Origin of the sequence: Aneurinibacillus danicus (assembly GCF_007991215.1) — a bacterium.
Taxonomy (GTDB): domain Bacteria; phylum Bacillota; class Bacilli; order Aneurinibacillales; family Aneurinibacillaceae; genus Aneurinibacillus; species Aneurinibacillus danicus.
The window spans coordinates 50,764-68,193 of sequence record NZ_BJXX01000045.1; the positions used below are offsets into that span (position 1 = coordinate 50,764).

Consider the following 17,430-nt stretch of genomic DNA (forward strand, 5'->3'; position numbering starts at 1 on the left):
GAGGTTAGAACAGATGAAGCGATTTAAGCGGATATTTCTAATCGTGTTAGATAGCGTTGGCATCGGCGAGCTGCCGGACGCGAAAGAGTATAATGACGAAGGGGCGCATACGCTCGGCCATATTGCTGAGAAGATGGGCGGTTTGAACGTACCGAATCTGGCCGGACTTGGACTTGGGCATATCGAGCGGCTCCAAGGTGTTTCCGCCGATGCGCCACCTATGGCCGCTTTCGGCAAAATGAGAGAGATTTCGCTTGGCAAAGATACGACGACCGGTCACTGGGAGATTATGGGGCTTCGTGTAGAGACGCCGTTCAAAACGTGGCCAAACGGATTCCCCGACAGTCTGCTGGGACCGTTCTCTGAGAAAATCGGGCGCGGTGTGTTGGGCAACAAGCCTGCCTCCGGCACGGAGATTATCGAAGAGCTCGGCGAAGAGCACATGAAGACGGGGGACGTAATCGTCTATACATCAGCGGACAGCGTATTCCAGGTCGCGGCGCATGAAGAAGTGGTACCGCTTGAGGAATTGTATAAAATTTGCCAGGTTGCGCGTGAGCTCACGCTTGAGGATGAGCACTCCGTCGTACGCGTTATCGCCCGTCCGTTTGTCGGCGAGCCTGGCCATTTTACCCGTACGGCTAACCGGCGTGACTTCTCGGTATCCCCTCCGGGCAAGACCGTAATGAATTTTCTGAAGGAAGCGGGTTTAGATTCCATTGCTATCGGTAAAATCTCGGATATTTATGCGGGACAAGGGGTAACCGAATCCATCAAGACGAAGTCGAATATGGATGGCGTGGACAAATTGCTGGGTACGATGAAAAAAGATTTCACAGGTCTTTCGTTTGTCAATCTGGTCGACTTTGACGCGCTGTATGGCCACCGCCGCAATCCAATCGGCTACGGCGAAGCGCTCGAAGAGTTCGATGCCCGTCTTCCGGAAATTCTCGATGCGTTGACAGAAGAGGATCTGTTAATCATTACGGCGGATCATGGTAACGATCCGGTACACCACGGTACGGATCACACCCGCGAATATGTGCCGCTGCTCGTATACCATAAGGGGCTTACAGGCGGAAAGGCGCTTGGTATACGCGAGACTTTTGCCGATATCGGCGCCACAATTGCGGATAATTTCGAAGTGACTCAACCGCGTTTCGGCACAAGCTTTTTGAAACAAATTACCGAGTAATAAAGTCTGCGGGAGGTAGATAGGATGTCGATAGCAGCACACATTGCAGAAGTCCAGGCTTATATCGCAAGCAAGACAGATGCAAAACCGGAAATTGGCTTGATTCTTGGATCCGGTCTGGGTGTACTGGCGGATGAAATTGAGAATCCGACCGTAATTCCGTACGGAGACATTCCGCATTTTCCGGTGTCTACCGTGGAAGGTCATAAAGGCCAATTGGTCATCGGTACGCTGGAGGACAAGCCTGTGGTGGCAATGCAAGGCCGCTTTCATTATTATGAAGGGCACGGGCTTGAGGCCGTTACGTTTCCCGTGCGTGTCATGAAAGCGATCGGCGTCGACAAAATCATTGTCACGAATGCAGCCGGCGGGGTGAATGAAAGCTATCGCCCCGGTGATTTAATGCTAATTAAAGACCATATTAATCTTACCGGCCAGAACCCGCTTATCGGGCCGAATGACCAGGAGATGGGTGTGCGTTTCCCGGATATGTCTACTGCCTACTGTCCGGATCTGCGTGCGATTGCGCGTAATGCGGCCGAGCAGAACGGTATTCAAGTACAGGAAGGCGTTTATGTGGGAATGCTGGGTCCAAGCTATGAAACCCCGGCAGAAATCCGCATGCTGCGCATTCTGGGTGGTGATGCGGTCGGAATGTCTACCGTGCCGGAAGTAATCGTGGCGCGTCATGCTGGTATCCGTGTGCTTGGCATCTCCTGCATTAGCAATATGGCGGCCGGTATCTTGCCGCAGCCGTTGTCACACGACGAGGTAATGGAGACAGCGGAGAAAGTGAAGCATACGTTCTTAACGCTAGTCAAAGCCGTGATTACGAAAATGTAGAAGTATTCAGAAAAAGCCTGAAACAACATGTTGTTTCAGGCTTTTTCTGTGAAAATCGTGAGAAAAGAAGGAGAGAATGTCATGGTGGTTCTGTATAAATAATACGAAAAACGTATATTTTTTTAAAATATACTGATAAAATCGCAGCATAGAAATTCCGAATAGCCATTCGTTTTAAGATGTAAGGAGGTCAATTGCTGTGAAGAAAAGTTTCTCAATCATGTTGAGCCTTGTTCTGCTGCTTATGTTAGCGCTTACAGGGTGTGGTGGCGGTAATGGAGAAAAAAAAGCGGCCGGCGGCAATACAGAAGGCAAAGTAATGCGGGTAAATAACTCATCCGAACCCGGCTCACTTCATCCGGCGAAATTGCAGGGGACACACGAATCATGGCCGCTTCGCCATCTATTTGTAGGTCTGACAATGAAAGAGCCGAAAGGGGATAACGGCGAATTCGAAGTTGTTGGTGCTATGGCGGAAAAATGGGATAGCAGCGAAGACAAAAAGACATATACGTTCCATCTTCGTAACGGACTGAAATGGTCTAACGGCGATCCGTTAACCGCAGAGGACTTTGAATTTGCATGGAAGTATGCATTGAACCCGAATACAGCTTCCGATTATGCTTATCAGCTTTATTACATTCAAGGTGCTGAAGAATACAATTCTTCCAAAGAAAAAGACCCGGCAAAATTAAAAGCCCTTGAAGATAAAGTAGCCGTAAAAGCAAAGGACGAGAAAACGCTGGAAGTCAGATTGGTAAATCCGACTCCGTACTTCCTTGAACTTGTGTCCTTCTATACGTATTATCCGGTAAATAAAAAAGTGCAAGAACAAAACAAAGATTGGGCTAACGATGCAAAAACATTCGTGTCTAACGGTCCGTTCAAGCTGACGGAATGGAAACATAAAGAAGGCCTGAAAATGGTCAAAAATGAGAACTATTTTCAAAAAGACCGCATCAAACTTGCCGGTATTGATTGGGCAATGGTAGAAGACGAAAACACGGCATGGCAAATGTACCGCTCGGGTCAGCTTGATCTGTCTTATCCGCTGCCGGGCGACGTAGTAGGTCAGTTGAAAGGCCAAAATGCTCCGGATTTCAAGATTGTTCCGGAATACGCAACATACTTCTATCGCTTTAATACTCAGAAGAAACCGTTTACTAATGTAAAAGTACGTAAAGCATTGGCAATGGCTATCGAGCGTAAGACCATTACGGAAAACATTACGCAGGGCGGACAAAAGCCGGCGTTTGCGCTTGTGGCCGAAGGTTCTGAGGATACAAACGGTAAAGATTTCCGTAAAGTTGGCGGCGATTACTTTAAAGAAGATATAGCGGAAGCGAAGAAACTGTTAGCTGAAGGCCTGAAAGAAGAAGGCATGGACAAAATGCCGAAATTCAACATCATGTATAACAACCTTGATCTTCATAAGCGCATCGCCGAAGCCATTCAAGAGATGTGGCGCAACAACCTCGGCATTGAAGTGGGACTTGAGAACGTAGAATTCCAGGTGAAAATCGATCGTGAACACAAACTTGATTATGACGTATTACGCGCAGGCTGGATTGCGGACTTTATTGATCCGATGACGTTTATGGACATGTTTACGAGTGTAAGCACGCAGAACGACACCGGCTGGAAGAGTAAATCGTACGATGCGGAAATAAACAAAGCGAAGCAATCAAGCGATGCGAAAGTTCGCATGGAAGCGATGCATAAAGCGGAAGACATCATCATGAAAGACATGCCGATTATGCCGATTTATTTCTATACGAAAGCCTACACGCTGAAAGAAAATATTACTGGCGTATTCACTCCGCCGGATGAATATCCGGAATTGAAGTACGCGGAAATCAAGTAATAGCGCATGAAATCAGGGGAATGCTTAAACTTAGGAGCGTTCCCCGTTTTTCAAGTAAAAATAGAATGGAGGGTATACGTTGTTACGATATACTTTACAGCGCTTGGGCTGGGCCCTCTTAACTTTGTGGGTCGTTGTGACTCTCACGTTTTTCCTGATGCATATGATTCCCGGTAATCCGTTTGCCAAGGAAGGCAAAATGCCGCCGGGGGTTTATGAGAACTTAATGAATTATTACCATTTGAATGAACCGCTGTATGTGCAGTACGGGCTGTATGTGAAATCTTTGCTTTCCCTTGATTTCGGTCCGTCTTTGAAATCGAGCACGATTACGGTGAATGATTATATTACAGAAGGGTTTCCGGTGTCCCTGCATCTTGGATTGCAGGCACTGGTTATCGGTGTAACGCTTGGTATTATTTTCGGTGTGATTGCCGCGCTTTACCATAACCGTTTTCCTGACCATGTATCTATGATTCTAGCGATTATCGGTATTTCTGTACCAAACTTTATTCTTGCAACCGTTCTGATTCACTATGTCTCCGTTGAATGGGGACTGCTGCCTGCGGCCACATGGGGCACGTGGAAGCATACAATTTTACCTTCGCTGGCGCTGGCCGCGATGCCGATGACGTTTATCGCACGCCTGCTGCGTTCGAGCATGCTTGAAGTGCTCGGACAGGATTATATTAAAACCGCCAAAGCCAAAGGATTGGCGCGCAATGTCGTTATTATCAAGCATACGCTGCGCAATGCGATTCTGCCGGTAGTTACCGTTCTTGGGATTATTACTGCAAATCTTGTTACTGGAAGTTTTGTTATCGAACATATCTTTGGGATTCCGGGAATGGGTGAAATGTTTGTTAAGGGCATTTTCAACCGTGATTATCCAGTCATCCTGGGTTCCACCATTTTCTACAGCGCGATTCTGATCTTCTTAATCTTCCTGGTAGACGTCATGTATACCTGGATCGATCCGCGCATCAAAGTTACAGGGGGGAGTAAGTAATGCAGCCTGAAACACGCTTAACCGCCGATATGTTCCGTCCTGTAACGGATAACTTTAAAGATGCGGAAAAAATTGAGCGCCCCAGCATCTCCTACCGGGCGGATGTATGGCGCCGTTTAAAACTGAATAAATTGGCGATGGCCGGTCTTTTTATCATCATCGTGCTTGTCATTATGGCGATTATCGGGCCGATGATTAGCGGCTATACCTACTATAAGCAGGATTTCACGGCCAGGAACCTGCGGCCGAGCGCGGAGCACTGGTTCGGTACGGATTCTTCTGGCCGGGATATTTTCACCCGTATCTGGTATGGGGCACGCATCTCCCTGTTCATCGGGGTTATGGCGGCATTTATTGATTTTGTGATTGGGGTTATCTATGGTGGTATCTCCGGTCTGAAAGGTGGCCGTGTCGACAATATCATGATGCGTATCGCTGAAGTGTTATATAGTGTGCCATACTTGCTGATGGTCATTCTTCTGATGGTCATCATCGGTCCCGGTCTGTGGACAATTATCATGGCAATGACGCTAACTGGCTGGATTCCGATGGCGCGTCTGGTGCGCGGACAGGTTCTACAACTGAAGGAGCAGGAATACGTTCAGGCGTCGATCGCGCTGGGCGCTGATGCAAAATGGATTCTCATGAAGCACATCCTTCCAAATACGATGGGACTGATTCTTGTAAACGTAACGCTGACCGTTCCGACGGCGATTTTCGCAGAAGCGACGCTAAGCTTCTTAGGTCTCGGGATTCCGGCGCCGCGCGCAAGCTGGGGAACGATGGCCAACGATGCGCTGGTAAGCTTGCTAATCGGAAACGCGTACCAGCTATTCATTCCGGGCTTCTTCATTTCACTCACAATGTTCGCTTTCAACGTATTGGGAGATGGCATGCGTGATGCACTCGACCCGAGAATGCGCAAATAACCTGAAAAGTAAAGGGTGAAAAACCTATGGAAAATATACTCGAAGTACGTGATTTGCATATCTCGTTTCATACTTATGCAGGCGAAGTGAAAGCTGTACGGGGCGTTAACTTTGAAGTGAAAAAAGGCGAGACGATAGGTATTGTAGGTGAGTCAGGATGCGGTAAAAGCGTAACTGCTCAATCCATTATGAAACTATTGCCGCAGCCGCCGGCGCAATACAAGCAGGGAAGCATTATGTTCAACGGCCAGGATTTGCTTAAGAAAAAAGAAAAAGACATGCAAAAAATTCGCGGCAATGAAATCGGAATGATTTTCCAGGATCCGATGACGTCGCTAAACCCGACAATGAAAATCGGGGTGCAAATTACAGAAAGTTTGATGAAGCATCAAGGCATGTTTGCGGGAGAGGCACACAAGCAGGCGATTGAACTGTTGAAGATGGTAGGTATTCCACAGCCGGATAAGCGGGTGAACCAGTACCCGCATGAATTTTCCGGCGGAATGCGGCAGCGCGCCATGATCGCAATTGCGCTTGCCTGCCGTCCGAAACTCCTGATTGCCGATGAGCCGACAACGGCGCTTGATGTAACGATTCAGGCACAAATTCTGGAGTTGATGAAAGAACTGCAGGATAAGACCGGTACATCCATTATTCTTATCACGCACGATCTCGGCGTTGTGGCTGACATGTGCGATCGTGTCGTCGTCATGTACGCAGGTGAAGTAGTAGAAACCGGTACGGTGGATCAGATTTTTTACAAGCCGCAGCATCCGTACACGAAAGGACTGCTGAAGTCTGTGCCGCGTCTTGATATGAATAAAAACGAGCCGCTTGAACCGATTATCGGCACGCCGCCGGATCTGCTTTATCCACCGATCGGCTGTCCGTTCTTTGCCCGTTGTGAATATGCAATGGAAGTGTGCCGGAACCATAAGCCGGCCCTTGAAGAAATGGGCGAAAACCATCAGGCGGCCTGCTGGCTACACCACCCGTTGGCAGGCACCCGGAGGGAGGAATTCGCACAATGAAATCGACCGTAACGGAAATTCCGGTGCAAAATGGACAAACAAAGGACGTGCTGCTTGAAGTACGCAACCTGAAAAAATACTTTAACGCAGGCGGCGGTACGGTAAAAGCCGTCAGCGATGTAACATTTAATATTAAACAAGGCGAAACGCTTGGTGTAGTAGGAGAGTCCGGCTGCGGCAAATCCACAATGGGCCGTACCATTCTTCGGCTGTATGACGCGACCGAGGGGCAGGTACTGTTCGAAGGAAAGGATGTACACAAAGCGAGCCCGCGCGAGTTGAAAAAGCTGCGCCGCGATATGCAGATGATTTTCCAGGACCCGTATGCATCGCTCAATCCCCGGATGACGATTGGGGATATTATCGGCGAAGCGCTTGATTTGCACAAGCTGGCAAGCGGTGTGAAGCGCAAGGAGCGCATTCAGGAATTGCTCGGCCTGGTCGGATTGAAGCCGGACCATATCAACCGTTTTCCCCATGAATTTTCCGGCGGCCAGCGTCAGCGGATCGGCATTGCCCGTGCGCTTGCGGTAGGGCCAAAGTTCATTGTCTGTGACGAGCCGATTTCAGCGCTCGACGTATCGATCCAGGCACAGGTAGTGAACCTGCTGAGCGATTTGCAGGACAAAATGGGGCTGACGTATTTGTTTATTGCCCACGACTTGTCCATGGTTAAACACATGAGTGATCGCGTGGCCGTAATGTATCTCGGCAAGATTGCCGAGTTGGCTGTGAGCGAGCACCTGTATTCGAGTCCGCTGCATCCATACACACAGGCGCTTCTGTCTGCAATTCCGATTCCGGACCCGGAAGTGGAGCGCCGTCGTCAGCGTATCGTACTCAAAGGTGACGTGCCGAGTCCGATGAATCCGCCGAGCGGCTGTCATTTCCGGACCCGTTGTCTGTTTGCAATGGAGTCTTGCGCAAAAATTGAGCCGGTATGGCAGGAAGTCAAGCCGGATCATTTTGTCGCTTGCCATCTCTATAATGAAAAGATGATGGGGGCGGATGTTAGAAAGGTGTAAGCATAGAAAACCACCATGGTATTTCAGCCGCAACCCCGATATGAAAATCATGAGAAGAGCAGCTGACTTTTGTGATACGAAGGAAAAGAGAGAAGAGAATGAGGGGGTGATTTCAATGGGAAAAAAGGCGAACGCCTTTTTCTTCCCTGGATCTCATTTCCTCTTTCCCTCTTTTTCTCTTATTTTACTTCTACGGTCCATCCGAACGGGTCATCGATTTCTCCGTTCTGAACCCCGGTAATTGTATCGTAAAGTTTCATGGATAATGCTCCTGCTTTTCCTTCATTAATGGTCATTTCTGTATCCTTCCAGATTAGTCCGCCAATGGGGGAAATTACGGCTGCTGTACCTGTGCCGAAAGCTTCTTCCAGTGTTCCCGCGGCGTGGGCCTGATACACCTCTTCCATGGAAATCTTTCTTTCCGTAACCGGAATGCCCCAATTTTTCAGAAGCTGAATGACGGAATCCCTTGTAACACCGGCCAGAATACTGCCGTTTAGCGCAGGTGTTACCACCTCGCCATTGATTTTGAAGAAAACGTTCATACTTCCCACTTCTTCTACGTACGCTTTCTCCACGCCATCCAGCCATAGTACTTGTGCACATCCCTGTCTTTGTGCTTCTTCCTGCGCTTTGAAGCTTGCTGCGTAATTCCCTGAAGTTTTCGTATGACCCGTTCCTCCGTTGACGGCACGAACATATTTGCTTTCTACATAGATTTTTACCGGGTTAATGCCTTCCGGGTAGTAAGCGCCGACCGGGCAGAGGATGACCATGAACATATATGTGCGGGAAGGGTGAACACCCAGATACGGTTCCGTGCCGATGATGAACGGTCGAATATACAGAGACGTTCCCGGCTCTTTGGGAACCCAATCTTTTTCAATGGTAACCAGTTTTTTAATCGCTTCTACCAGAAACGCTTCGTCAACAGGCGGAATGCTCAGCCTTTCATTGGACAGGTTGATTCGTTTCATGTTTTTTTCCGGTCTGAATAAAAGGACTCTGTCATCCTTCGTACGGTATGCTTTCATGCCCTCAAATACCGCTTGTCCATAATGAAAGACAACGGCCGCGGGATCAAGGGTAATGGGCGCGTACGGAACGATTCTTGGCTGATGCCATCCGTTTTCAGGTGTGTAATCCATCATAAACATGTGATCTGTAAAATAAGTTCCGAATGTGAGTTGGTTGGGATCTCTTTTTGGTTTTTTGTTTTTTGCCAGTGTAATTTCGATAGGATCGTTCATAGTCTTTTGTGCTTCCCCCTCGTTCTTTCGTTTTAAACTTTATAATTAAACTTTACACAAATAGAAGAATAAAGTAAATATTTCGGCTATTTTGTGAAAGCAAAGTTTTTGCTTTATGGTGTGTCGGGTCCGGGAACCGGGTTTATTTTTAGTGTCAGGTATATAATTCCAGGTCTTGTGGCGACACTAGGTAGTATTCTATTTCACTTACTATTTCGCCTCCGTTCGTCGTATAGCGAATGAAATGGCAAAGAGCGAAAAGTGAATGATGGAGGGGACCAGTGAATGAAGAAGCTGTCTACTGTATTGTTATGTCTATTTCTAATGATATCGCAGTTCGGCGGATTGGCGTTCGCCCAGGAGAAAGGGAAACCGGCTGAAGATCAGAAGCAAGGAAACCAGAAGCAAGGAGACGCAGAGCTGGCGCCGAATGCCGTATCGGCTGTACTTATCGATCGGGATACAGGTGCCATTCTCTATGAGAAAAACGGACACAAGCCGCTGCCGCCTGCCAGCATCACCAAGGTGATGACGATGCTTCTTATCATGGAAGCGATCGATCGCGGCGAGCTGAAGCTGACAGATAAAGTACGAACAAGCGAATATGCTGCTTCCATGGGAGGTTCGCAGATTTTTCTTGAGCCGGGTGAAGAAATGACGGCCGACGATATGCTGAAAGGCATCGCGCTTGCATCCGGTAATGACGCGTCCGTTGCTATGGCAGAGCATCTGGCCGGAACGGAGAAAGCGTTCGTTGAGAAAATGAACGCGCGGGCCAAACAGTTGGGCATGGATGATACGACATTCATGAATTCCAATGGATTGCCGGTATCCGGTCACGTATCTTCCGCCCATGATATCGCATTAATGTCCCGCGAGCTGCTTAAGCATGAAAAGATTACGAAATATACGGGATTATACCAGGATTATCTCCGCAAGGATTCCAGGAAGCCGTTCTGGCTGGTCAATACAAACCGGCTTGTTCGTTTTTATCCGGGAGCGGACGGACTGAAAACCGGGTATACGTCCGAGGCGAAATACTGTCTTACCGCAACCGCCAAGCGTGGAAATATGCGCGTCATTGCTGTTGTGATGGGAGCGCCGGATTCCAAAATCCGCAATCAGGAGATCGCTTCCATGATGGATTACGCATTTAATCAGTACGATAGCCAGCCGCTCTACAAAGAGAATCAGGTTATTAAAACGGTACCGGTCGAAAAAGGCAAGCAGGAAACCGTCGACATTGTCGTACCATACCGCTTCAGTATGCTGGTGAAAAAAGGCGAAAAAGCTGACAGTTACCAGAAGGTCATTAATCTCAAAGCCGAATTGCAGGCACCGATTACAAAAGGCGTCAAAATCGGTGAAGTGTTGATTAAAAAGGACGGTAAAACGGTCAGCACCGTCGACCTGGTCGCTGCAAACAGCGTCGATGAAGCAAGCTGGTGGGAGCTGTTCAAGCGCGCAACGCGCAAAATGTTTGGCGGATGAGCATAGCGAAAAATCGGGAAAAAGGAGAACGATGCCATATTTCCCCGGTTTTTTTCTAGTTTTGTCGAGGGGCAGGAATCATGGTCGGCTTTGTAGAATCTCCTGATATCACTAAGCGAAGGAGTGGCCTGCGTGAGTTTGCGAATCGATATGGAAACAGTAAACGATGTGCTGATTGTCAGGCTGGAAGGAGAACTGGATCATCATACGGCGGATATGCTGCGCACGAAAATGGACAGACAGTTGAATGAGGAGTCGGTACAGCACGTTTTATTGAGTTTGGCAAATCTTCATTTTATGGATAGCTCAGGTCTGGGTGTAATTCTGGGACGGTATAAGCAGGTTGCGGCACGCGGCGGCGAGATGGTCGTCTGCTCGATTAACTCGGTCATCTATCGCCTGTTCGAGCTGTCCGGCCTGTTCAAGATTCTAAAAATCAAGGAGTCTGAACAGGAAGCGCTCCTTGTGCTGGGGGTGGCGTAATGCAAAAGAGGACCGAAAATAACTTCATGCGTCTGGAGTTTGCCGCCCGCAGCGAGAATGAAGGCTTCGCCCGCATTGCGGTCGCTTCGTTCCTATCCAGGCTTGACATCACGCTTGAAGAGATGGAGGAGATTAAAACCGTTGTCTCTGAAGCGGTTACGAACGCCATCATTCACGGCTATGAAGGAGATGAGACCGGCACGGTAATGATTGAGACGACCTACACTCCGGTCCGCATCGAGATTATCGTAGAAGATTACGGTATCGGCATCGCCAATCTCGAAGAAGCCAGACAGCCTCTCTTTACAACAAAGCCGGAGCTTGAGCGTTCCGGTATGGGTTTTACGATTATGGAGAATTTCATGGACAAAATGGAAGTAGAAACCGAGATCGGCCGGGGTACACGAATCCGGCTGGTGAAAAAGCTGGCCAAGAATGAAGCGTTATGTAATTAGGAGACATGCCGATGGAGACCAATGTAAGGAATGCCAACCATGTTTATCTATCCGATAAAGAGGTAAAACAATTGCTTGCGCAAAGTCAGGCGGGAGATACGACAGCACGAGATACATTGGTAAACAGCAACATTCGTCTGGTATGGTCGGTTGTGCAGCGCTTTTTGAACCGGGGATACGAGGCGGACGATTTGTTTCAAATCGGCTGCATCGGCCTTCTTAAAGCCATCGATAAATTTGATTTGACTTTTGATGTAAAATTCTCGACATACGCGGTACCGATGATCATCGGAGAAATCCAGCGCTTTTTGCGTGACGACGGTACGGTAAAAGTGAGCCGGTCACTTAAGGAAATCGCCCACAAGGTTCGGCGCGTTAAAGATGAACTGTCCAAAGAACTGGGCCGGTTGCCTACAGTGAAAGAGGTAGCGGAAGCGCTGGAGATTACGCCTGAAGAAGTCATCTACGCCCAGGAAGCGAACCGCGCTCCGTCGTCCATCCATGAGACCGTTTTTGAAAACGACGGTGATCCGATTACGCTTATGGATCAGATTGCGGATAAAGAGGAGGACAAATGGTTCGACAAAATCGCGCTCAAAGAAGCGATTGGCAAGCTGACGGAACGTGAGCAGCTCATCGTCTATTTACGGTATTACAAAGATCAAACCCAATCCGAAGTCGCCGAACGTCTCGGCATCTCCCAGGTTCAGGTATCGCGCCTTGAAAAGAAAATCCTAAAGCTTATGAAAGAGCAGATCGAAAAATAACTTTCGATCTGCTCTTTCTTTCTCCTGTGAAATTTTAGAGGTGAAAGACGTGGGGACAATGTCTGCTTTGCATACCTTCCTCGTCCTCTACAAATAATACGGACTGTAAGGAGGGATGGCGTATGGCTGGCCCAACTCACGCATATGTAAAGCTAAAAGGAAAAATTCAACTGCCTCCGGGCGAGACGGTGCGCATCCGGCATGTGGCAGAGATGGTCACGAACAGCCCTTCCGAAGCAGCCATTCGGGATACTGTATTGCATACCCTTTGCAAAGAAGACGGAAAACGCTATGTCGTTGATATTATTCAAGTAATCGACGCTCTGCAGCGTACTCAACCCGAGCTATTGGTCCACAATATCGGACCGGAAAATATGATAATTGAAGTGCTGGTGCCTCAGAGAAACATCAATATTGTATTGGTCGTTTTCGTCTGGATTGTGCTCTTCATCGGATCCGGACTCGCCATTATGAATTTCCATACGGACGTCAGCATGCTTGAAGTGCACCAGCGAATATATGAACTGGTCACAGGACAGAAAAACATGCATCCATTCATCATTCAGATTCCATACTCGTTTGGCGTCGGTGCAGGCATGATTTTGTTCTTTAACCATCTGTTCCGCAAACGGTTTAATGACGAGCCAAGCCCATTAGAGCTTGAGATGTTTCTTTACCAGCAAAATGTGGACGAATACGTGCTTATGAATGAGGCTCCCGGAGCGAAGAAAAAATGATAACCCAACTATTTCTCGCTCTTGTGGGCTTAAGCGGCGGATTTATCGTGGGTGGAGGTATTGTTGCACTTATTACAGTGCTCGATTTAATTCCCCGGTTTGTTCAGATTACGAAGACGGATAAGTATCTGCTTCATTATCAATGGGCGGTCATTCTTGGTGCGTTTTTTTCTACCGTATTCGATTTTTTTTCTCCCGGGCTTAACCTTTCGCCTGTCCTGCTTGGCATTCCTGGCGCGTTTATGGGAATCTTCGTCGGGTTTCTCGCCGCTGCGCTGACCGAGGTGCTGAATGTAATTCCGATTCTTGCCAAGCGAATTCAGTTATATGAGTATCTTCAACATTTTATTATGGCATTGGCCTTTGGCAAAATTGTCGGTTCCCTGTTTCATTGGCTGATTTTTCTTAAATAATTTTAGAAAGGGAGGGGAAGTGATTATGGCTTCTTCTGTTAAGACACGCAACCAAGAGCGGCTTGCCAAAGCGCAGAAAGCGTACAATGAGCGTGCAGCCAAATACAAGCCGAAACCGCCCTATCTAAAGAATATGACGAAAGCGTTTCTCGTCGGCGGTGCTATCTGCGCATTCGGACAGATTATATCTGATTTTTATACTGGCTTTTTTAACTTTACCAAAGAAACGGCAGGCGATTCGACGGTAGCAACACTCATCTTTATTTCGATCCTGCTTACGGGCCTGGGCATCTATGATAAACTTGGGCAGTTTGCCGGTGCAGGCTCGGCTGTTCCCGTTACGGGATTCGCCAATTCGATGTCGTCGGCTGCAATTGAGCACCGTGCGGAAGGACTTGTCCTGGGCGTAGGCGGGAATATGTTTAAGCTGGCGGGTGGCGTTATTGTGTATGGCGTGGTGGCTGCGCTCATCGTGTCACTGCTTAAATGGCTCATTATCAAAGTGTAAGGGGGAAGCGGAATGAAAGCGCAGCATCAATGCGGACGACAAACGTGGAAGTTTTTACATGACATTCGCATTCAGGGGAGCGCTGTAGCTGTCGGTCCGCTTGAAGGAGAGGGGCCGCTGGCCGCAGAATTCGATCATATTCACCCGGACATGTACGCCGGACAGGCGTCCTGGGAGAAGGCGGAACGGTATATGATGTATCAGGCGGTACAGACCGCGATTAAAAAAAGCAATTTGCTGGAAAGCGAAATCGATATCGTACTGGCAGGAGATTTATTGAATCAAACAATCTCGTCTAATTTTACGGCCAGCCAGCTCAATATTCCGCTTATCGGTATGTTCGGTGCCTGCTCCACATCGATGGAGACTCTCTCCGTTGGCGCGGCGCTGATCGATGCCGGCTATGCATCGTACATAATCGCCACTTGCAGCAGCCATAACTGCACGGCGGAGAAACAATTCCGCTATCCGACCGAATACGGCGGACAGAAGCCGGAGTATGCCCAATGGACGGTGACGGGGGCGGGCGCTGCGGTGGTCGGACGCGGCGGCGCCGGGCCGCGCATTACGCATGCCACTATAGGCAAAGTAGTGGACATGGGAATTAAAGATCCGTTCGATATGGGAAGCGCCATGGCGCCTGCGGCTGTAGATACGCTCTCTACGCACTTTCGTGATACGGACCGCATGCCCTCGGATTACGATTTGATTGTGACAGGAGACCTGGGCAAAGTCGGCTATGCGATTTTAAAAGACGAAATGAAAGATCTGGCGTTCGAGATGACGCCAGTCTACAACGACTGCGGTCTGATGATCTATAGCCCGGATCAGCAGGTATTCTCAGGAGGGAGCGGCTGTGCTTCGAGCGCTGTCGTTACCTATAGTTACATTATGAACCGTCTGAGAGAAGGAAGCATTAAGCGTGCGTTAGTCTGTGCTACAGGTGCGTTGTTCAGCCCGGTTAGCTACCAGCAGGGAGAGAGCATTCCATGCATCGCGCATGCGGTAGCACTCGAAGCGGTAGAGGAGGTGTGAGGAATGGGACAGGTGGCGATTGCCTTCCTTGTCGGCGGCGTAATCTGTGTGATCGGTCAGGCGCTGCTGGATTTCGCGAAATTCACTCCTGCTCACGTGATGAGTATTCTTGTAGCGTCTGGAGCAATCTTGGACGGGCTTGGTCTGTACGATCCGTTGATTGAATTTGCGGGTGCCGGTGCTACGGTGCCGATTACAAGTTTTGGACATGCCCTCTATCACGGTGCGTGGCAGGAAGCGGAGCAGAACGGGGTCATCGGCTTGATTGCCGGAATCTTCGAAGTGCCGAGCGCCGGTATTTCAGCCGCCATTGTCTTTAGTTTTTTTGCTTCCCTTATTTTCAAGCCGAGAGGGTAAAGAAATGGAACCGCAAACACAGAAGAAGCGCCGCATCATTATAATTACGGACGGAGATATCGTGGCACGCGATACGGTGGAGGAGGTGGCACGCCGCATCGGAGGCCGCTGCATCTCCCGTTCGTCCGGCAATCCGACTCCGTTGACGGGCCCGCAAATCGTAACATTGATTAAGCGGGCCAAACATGATCCGGTGCTGGTTATGTTCGATGACAACGGGGATATGCGGATGGGAAAAGGGGAAGAAGCTCTGTATTACGTAGCCAAACATCCTGACATCGAAGTGCTGGGCGCTATCGCTGTCGCTTCCAAAACGAAAGGAGCCCTTGGTGTCAAGGCGGACATTTGCATCGATCGGTATGGACGTAAAGTCAAGCGTCCCGTCAATAAAAATGGGTTCGTAGAGGCGGGAAGCGAAGCATACATTATAGGGGATACGGTTGATGTGCTGAACATGCTGCACATTCCCGTTATTGTGGGCATCGGCGATATAGGAAAAATGAAAGGAAAAGATGAAGCGTGTGTCGGCTGCCCGGTAACGATTTCGGCTGTCCAGTTTATTCTGCAAAAAAGTGGTTATTTCCAAAAACATCCAGGAAGTTAGCGAAAGAAATAAAATGCGTAGTTGTCATGTTTTCGCATGATGTGGTACTGTATAAGATATTCAATGGGTACGTAACGAGGAGGAAGCGGAGTGTTTTTACACGGAACGAGCAGAGTAAACGCGAGAGGACACTTGGAGATTGGAGGATGCGATACGACCGAGCTGGTCCGTACGTACGGCACACCGCTGTACGTATATGACGAAGCGCTGATTCGGGAGAAATGTCGCGCCTATGTTAAAGCGTTCGAAGCAAGCGGATTTCGGTTTCAGGTCGCCTATGCGAGCAAGGCATTTATGTGTATGGCAATGTGCCAGCTGGTAATGGAGGAGAATATGTCGCTCGACGTCGTGTCCGGCGGCGAATTGTACACCGCGCTTAAGGCTGGTTTTCCAGCGGAGCGCATCCATTTCCATGGCAACAATAAGACGGAAGAAGAGCTTTCCATGGCACTCGATGCGGGGATAGGCTGTTTTGTCGTAGATAACTTCTTTGAATTGGAGTTGCTTCATGACCTGGCACAGAAAAAAGACCGCGTCGTGCCGGTTATGCTTCGCTTAACTCCTGGAATTGAAGCCCATACGCACGAATACATCTCTACCGGTCAGGACGATTCGAAGTTCGGGTTCGGCGTAGCGAGCGGTCAAGCGCTGCAGGCGGTTAAGCGGGCCCTCGACAAACCTTTTTATAAACTGCTCGGCATCCATTCGCATATCGGTTCGCAAATTTTCGAGACAACGGGATTTATCGGTGCGATTGAAGTGCTTAGCGCGTTTCTTGAACAGGTGCGGGATGAGACGAAATACGAAGTGGAAGTGCTAAATCTCGGCGGTGGTTTTGGCATTCGATATACAGAAGAGGATGATCCGCTGCCGGTAGGCGAATATATAAAGGTGATTACAGAGGGAGTGCGACGCCAATTTACAGCAAGAGCGTATCCGTTACCGGAAATTTGGATTGAACCGGGCCGAAGCATTGTCGGGGATGCAGGTACGACGCTGTATACAGTAGGCTCGATCAAAGACATCCCCGGTATCCGCAAATATGTCGCGATTGACGGCGGTATGTCGGATAATATTCGCCCGGCGTTGTACCAGGCAAAGTATGAAGCTATGCTGGCTAACCGGGCTGGGGAAGAGGCGGAGGAAACGGTATCGATTGCGGGCAAGTGCTGCGAGAGCGGCGATATGCTTATCTGGGATTATGCGCTGCCGAAAGCGAACCCGGGTGATATTCTGGCTGTTTCCTGTACCGGGGCATACGGCTATTCCATGGCCAACAATTATAACCGTATTCGCCGTCCGGCCGTCATATTCGTTAAAGACGGAGAGGCCGAAGTCGTGGTGGAACGTGAAACATATCAGGATCTTGTAAAAAATGACCGGGTAGTTCCGCGTGTGCTAAGCCGCACAATTTAATGTAGAAAAAGGCGAAGG

Annotated in this window: 19 protein-coding genes; 18 read left to right on the forward strand and 1 reads right to left on the reverse strand. The window is 48.9% G+C overall.

The window, feature by feature from the left end; all coding sequences use genetic code 11:
- Nucleotides 1-13 precede the first annotated feature (13 nt).
- The 7 genes from deoB (at nucleotide 14) to ADA01nite_RS04715 (ending at nucleotide 7,896) form a co-directional block, all read left to right on the forward strand.
- Nucleotides 14-1,195, forward strand: a complete 1,182-nt coding sequence (gene deoB / locus ADA01nite_RS04685; RefSeq protein WP_146808751.1) for a phosphopentomutase — start codon at nucleotides 14-16, stop codon at nucleotides 1,193-1,195.
- A gap of 24 nt (nucleotides 1,196-1,219) precedes the next feature.
- Nucleotides 1,220-2,038, forward strand: coding sequence for a purine-nucleoside phosphorylase (locus ADA01nite_RS04690; protein WP_146808753.1), 819 nt, complete (start codon nucleotides 1,220-1,222; stop codon nucleotides 2,036-2,038).
- A 199-nt stretch (nucleotides 2,039-2,237) separates the two neighbouring features.
- Nucleotides 2,238-3,902: a peptide ABC transporter substrate-binding protein gene (locus ADA01nite_RS04695; protein WP_218029531.1), complete on the forward strand. Its 1,665-nt coding sequence runs from the start codon at nucleotides 2,238-2,240 to the stop codon at nucleotides 3,900-3,902.
- A 79-nt stretch (nucleotides 3,903-3,981) separates the two neighbouring features.
- Nucleotides 3,982-4,911: an ABC transporter permease gene (locus tag ADA01nite_RS04700; protein ID WP_146808755.1), complete on the forward strand. Its 930-nt coding sequence runs from the start codon at nucleotides 3,982-3,984 to the stop codon at nucleotides 4,909-4,911.
- Nucleotides 4,911-5,840, forward strand: a complete 930-nt coding sequence (locus ADA01nite_RS04705; protein WP_146808756.1) for an ABC transporter permease — start codon at nucleotides 4,911-4,913, stop codon at nucleotides 5,838-5,840. The genes ADA01nite_RS04700 and ADA01nite_RS04705 overlap by 1 nt, the downstream gene beginning before the upstream one ends.
- Nucleotides 5,841-5,866: 26 nt before the next feature.
- Nucleotides 5,867-6,871, forward strand: a complete 1,005-nt coding sequence (locus ADA01nite_RS04710; RefSeq protein WP_146808757.1) for an ABC transporter ATP-binding protein — start codon at nucleotides 5,867-5,869, stop codon at nucleotides 6,869-6,871.
- Nucleotides 6,868-7,896 carry an ABC transporter ATP-binding protein gene (locus ADA01nite_RS04715; RefSeq protein ID WP_146808758.1) on the forward strand — a complete coding sequence of 343 codons (1,029 nt, stop codon included), beginning with the start codon at nucleotides 6,868-6,870 and terminating at the stop codon, nucleotides 7,894-7,896. The genes ADA01nite_RS04710 and ADA01nite_RS04715 overlap by 4 nt, the downstream gene beginning before the upstream one ends.
- Nucleotides 7,897-8,075: 179 nt before the next feature.
- Here ADA01nite_RS04715 and ADA01nite_RS04720 read toward each other — a convergent pair whose 3' ends face one another.
- Entirely contained in the window at nucleotides 8,076-9,146 is a 1,071-nt protein-coding gene (locus ADA01nite_RS04720) for a branched-chain amino acid aminotransferase (protein ID WP_146808760.1), read from the reverse strand.
- Between the two features lie 285 nt (nucleotides 9,147-9,431).
- On the opposite strand from ADA01nite_RS04720, the gene ADA01nite_RS04725 reads away from it, so the two are divergent.
- The 11 genes from ADA01nite_RS04725 to lysA all read left to right on the forward strand — a co-directional run bounded on the left by ADA01nite_RS04725 (nucleotide 9,432) and on the right by lysA (nucleotide 17,412).
- Nucleotides 9,432-10,637: a D-alanyl-D-alanine carboxypeptidase family protein gene (locus ADA01nite_RS04725; RefSeq protein ID WP_146808762.1), complete on the forward strand. Its 1,206-nt coding sequence runs from the start codon at nucleotides 9,432-9,434 to the stop codon at nucleotides 10,635-10,637.
- A gap of 132 nt (nucleotides 10,638-10,769) precedes the next feature.
- A complete protein-coding gene (gene spoIIAA, locus ADA01nite_RS04730; RefSeq protein WP_146808764.1) occupies nucleotides 10,770-11,120 on the forward strand; it encodes an anti-sigma F factor antagonist in 351 nt (116 codons plus the stop codon).
- Nucleotides 11,120-11,575, forward strand: a complete 456-nt coding sequence (gene spoIIAB, locus ADA01nite_RS04735; RefSeq protein WP_371863534.1) for an anti-sigma F factor — start codon at nucleotides 11,120-11,122, stop codon at nucleotides 11,573-11,575. Before spoIIAA ends, spoIIAB begins: the two co-directional genes overlap by 1 nt.
- Nucleotides 11,576-11,586: 11 nt before the next feature.
- On the forward strand, nucleotides 11,587-12,342 hold the full coding sequence (gene sigF / locus ADA01nite_RS04740) for an RNA polymerase sporulation sigma factor SigF (RefSeq protein WP_146808766.1): 756 nt from the start codon (nucleotides 11,587-11,589) through the stop codon (nucleotides 12,340-12,342).
- Nucleotides 12,343-12,464: 122 nt separating this feature from the next.
- A complete protein-coding gene (locus ADA01nite_RS04745) occupies nucleotides 12,465-13,079 on the forward strand; it encodes a stage V sporulation protein AA (RefSeq protein ID WP_146808768.1) in 615 nt (204 codons plus the stop codon).
- Nucleotides 13,076-13,492 (forward strand): stage V sporulation protein AB, encoded by a 417-nt coding sequence (locus ADA01nite_RS04750; RefSeq protein ID WP_146808769.1) that lies wholly within the window; start codon nucleotides 13,076-13,078, stop codon nucleotides 13,490-13,492. Before ADA01nite_RS04745 ends, ADA01nite_RS04750 begins: the two co-directional genes overlap by 4 nt.
- Before the next feature lie 25 nt (nucleotides 13,493-13,517).
- Nucleotides 13,518-14,000 (forward strand): stage V sporulation protein AC, encoded by a 483-nt coding sequence (gene spoVAC, locus ADA01nite_RS04755; RefSeq protein ID WP_146808771.1) that lies wholly within the window; start codon nucleotides 13,518-13,520, stop codon nucleotides 13,998-14,000.
- A gap of 12 nt (nucleotides 14,001-14,012) precedes the next feature.
- A complete protein-coding gene (gene spoVAD / locus ADA01nite_RS04760) occupies nucleotides 14,013-15,035 on the forward strand; it encodes a stage V sporulation protein AD (protein ID WP_146808773.1) in 1,023 nt (340 codons plus the stop codon).
- Nucleotides 15,036-15,038: 3 nt separating this feature from the next.
- Nucleotides 15,039-15,392, forward strand: coding sequence for a stage V sporulation protein AE (gene spoVAE / locus ADA01nite_RS04765; protein ID WP_146808775.1), 354 nt, complete (start codon nucleotides 15,039-15,041; stop codon nucleotides 15,390-15,392).
- A 4-nt stretch (nucleotides 15,393-15,396) separates the two neighbouring features.
- Nucleotides 15,397-15,996: a stage V sporulation protein SpoVABEA gene (gene spoVAEA, locus ADA01nite_RS04770; RefSeq protein WP_146808776.1), complete on the forward strand. Its 600-nt coding sequence runs from the start codon at nucleotides 15,397-15,399 to the stop codon at nucleotides 15,994-15,996.
- 90 nt (nucleotides 15,997-16,086) lie between these two features.
- Nucleotides 16,087-17,412 carry a diaminopimelate decarboxylase gene (gene lysA, locus ADA01nite_RS04775; RefSeq protein WP_146808777.1) on the forward strand — a complete coding sequence of 442 codons (1,326 nt, stop codon included), beginning with the start codon at nucleotides 16,087-16,089 and terminating at the stop codon, nucleotides 17,410-17,412.
- Nucleotides 17,413-17,430 lie beyond the last annotated feature (18 nt).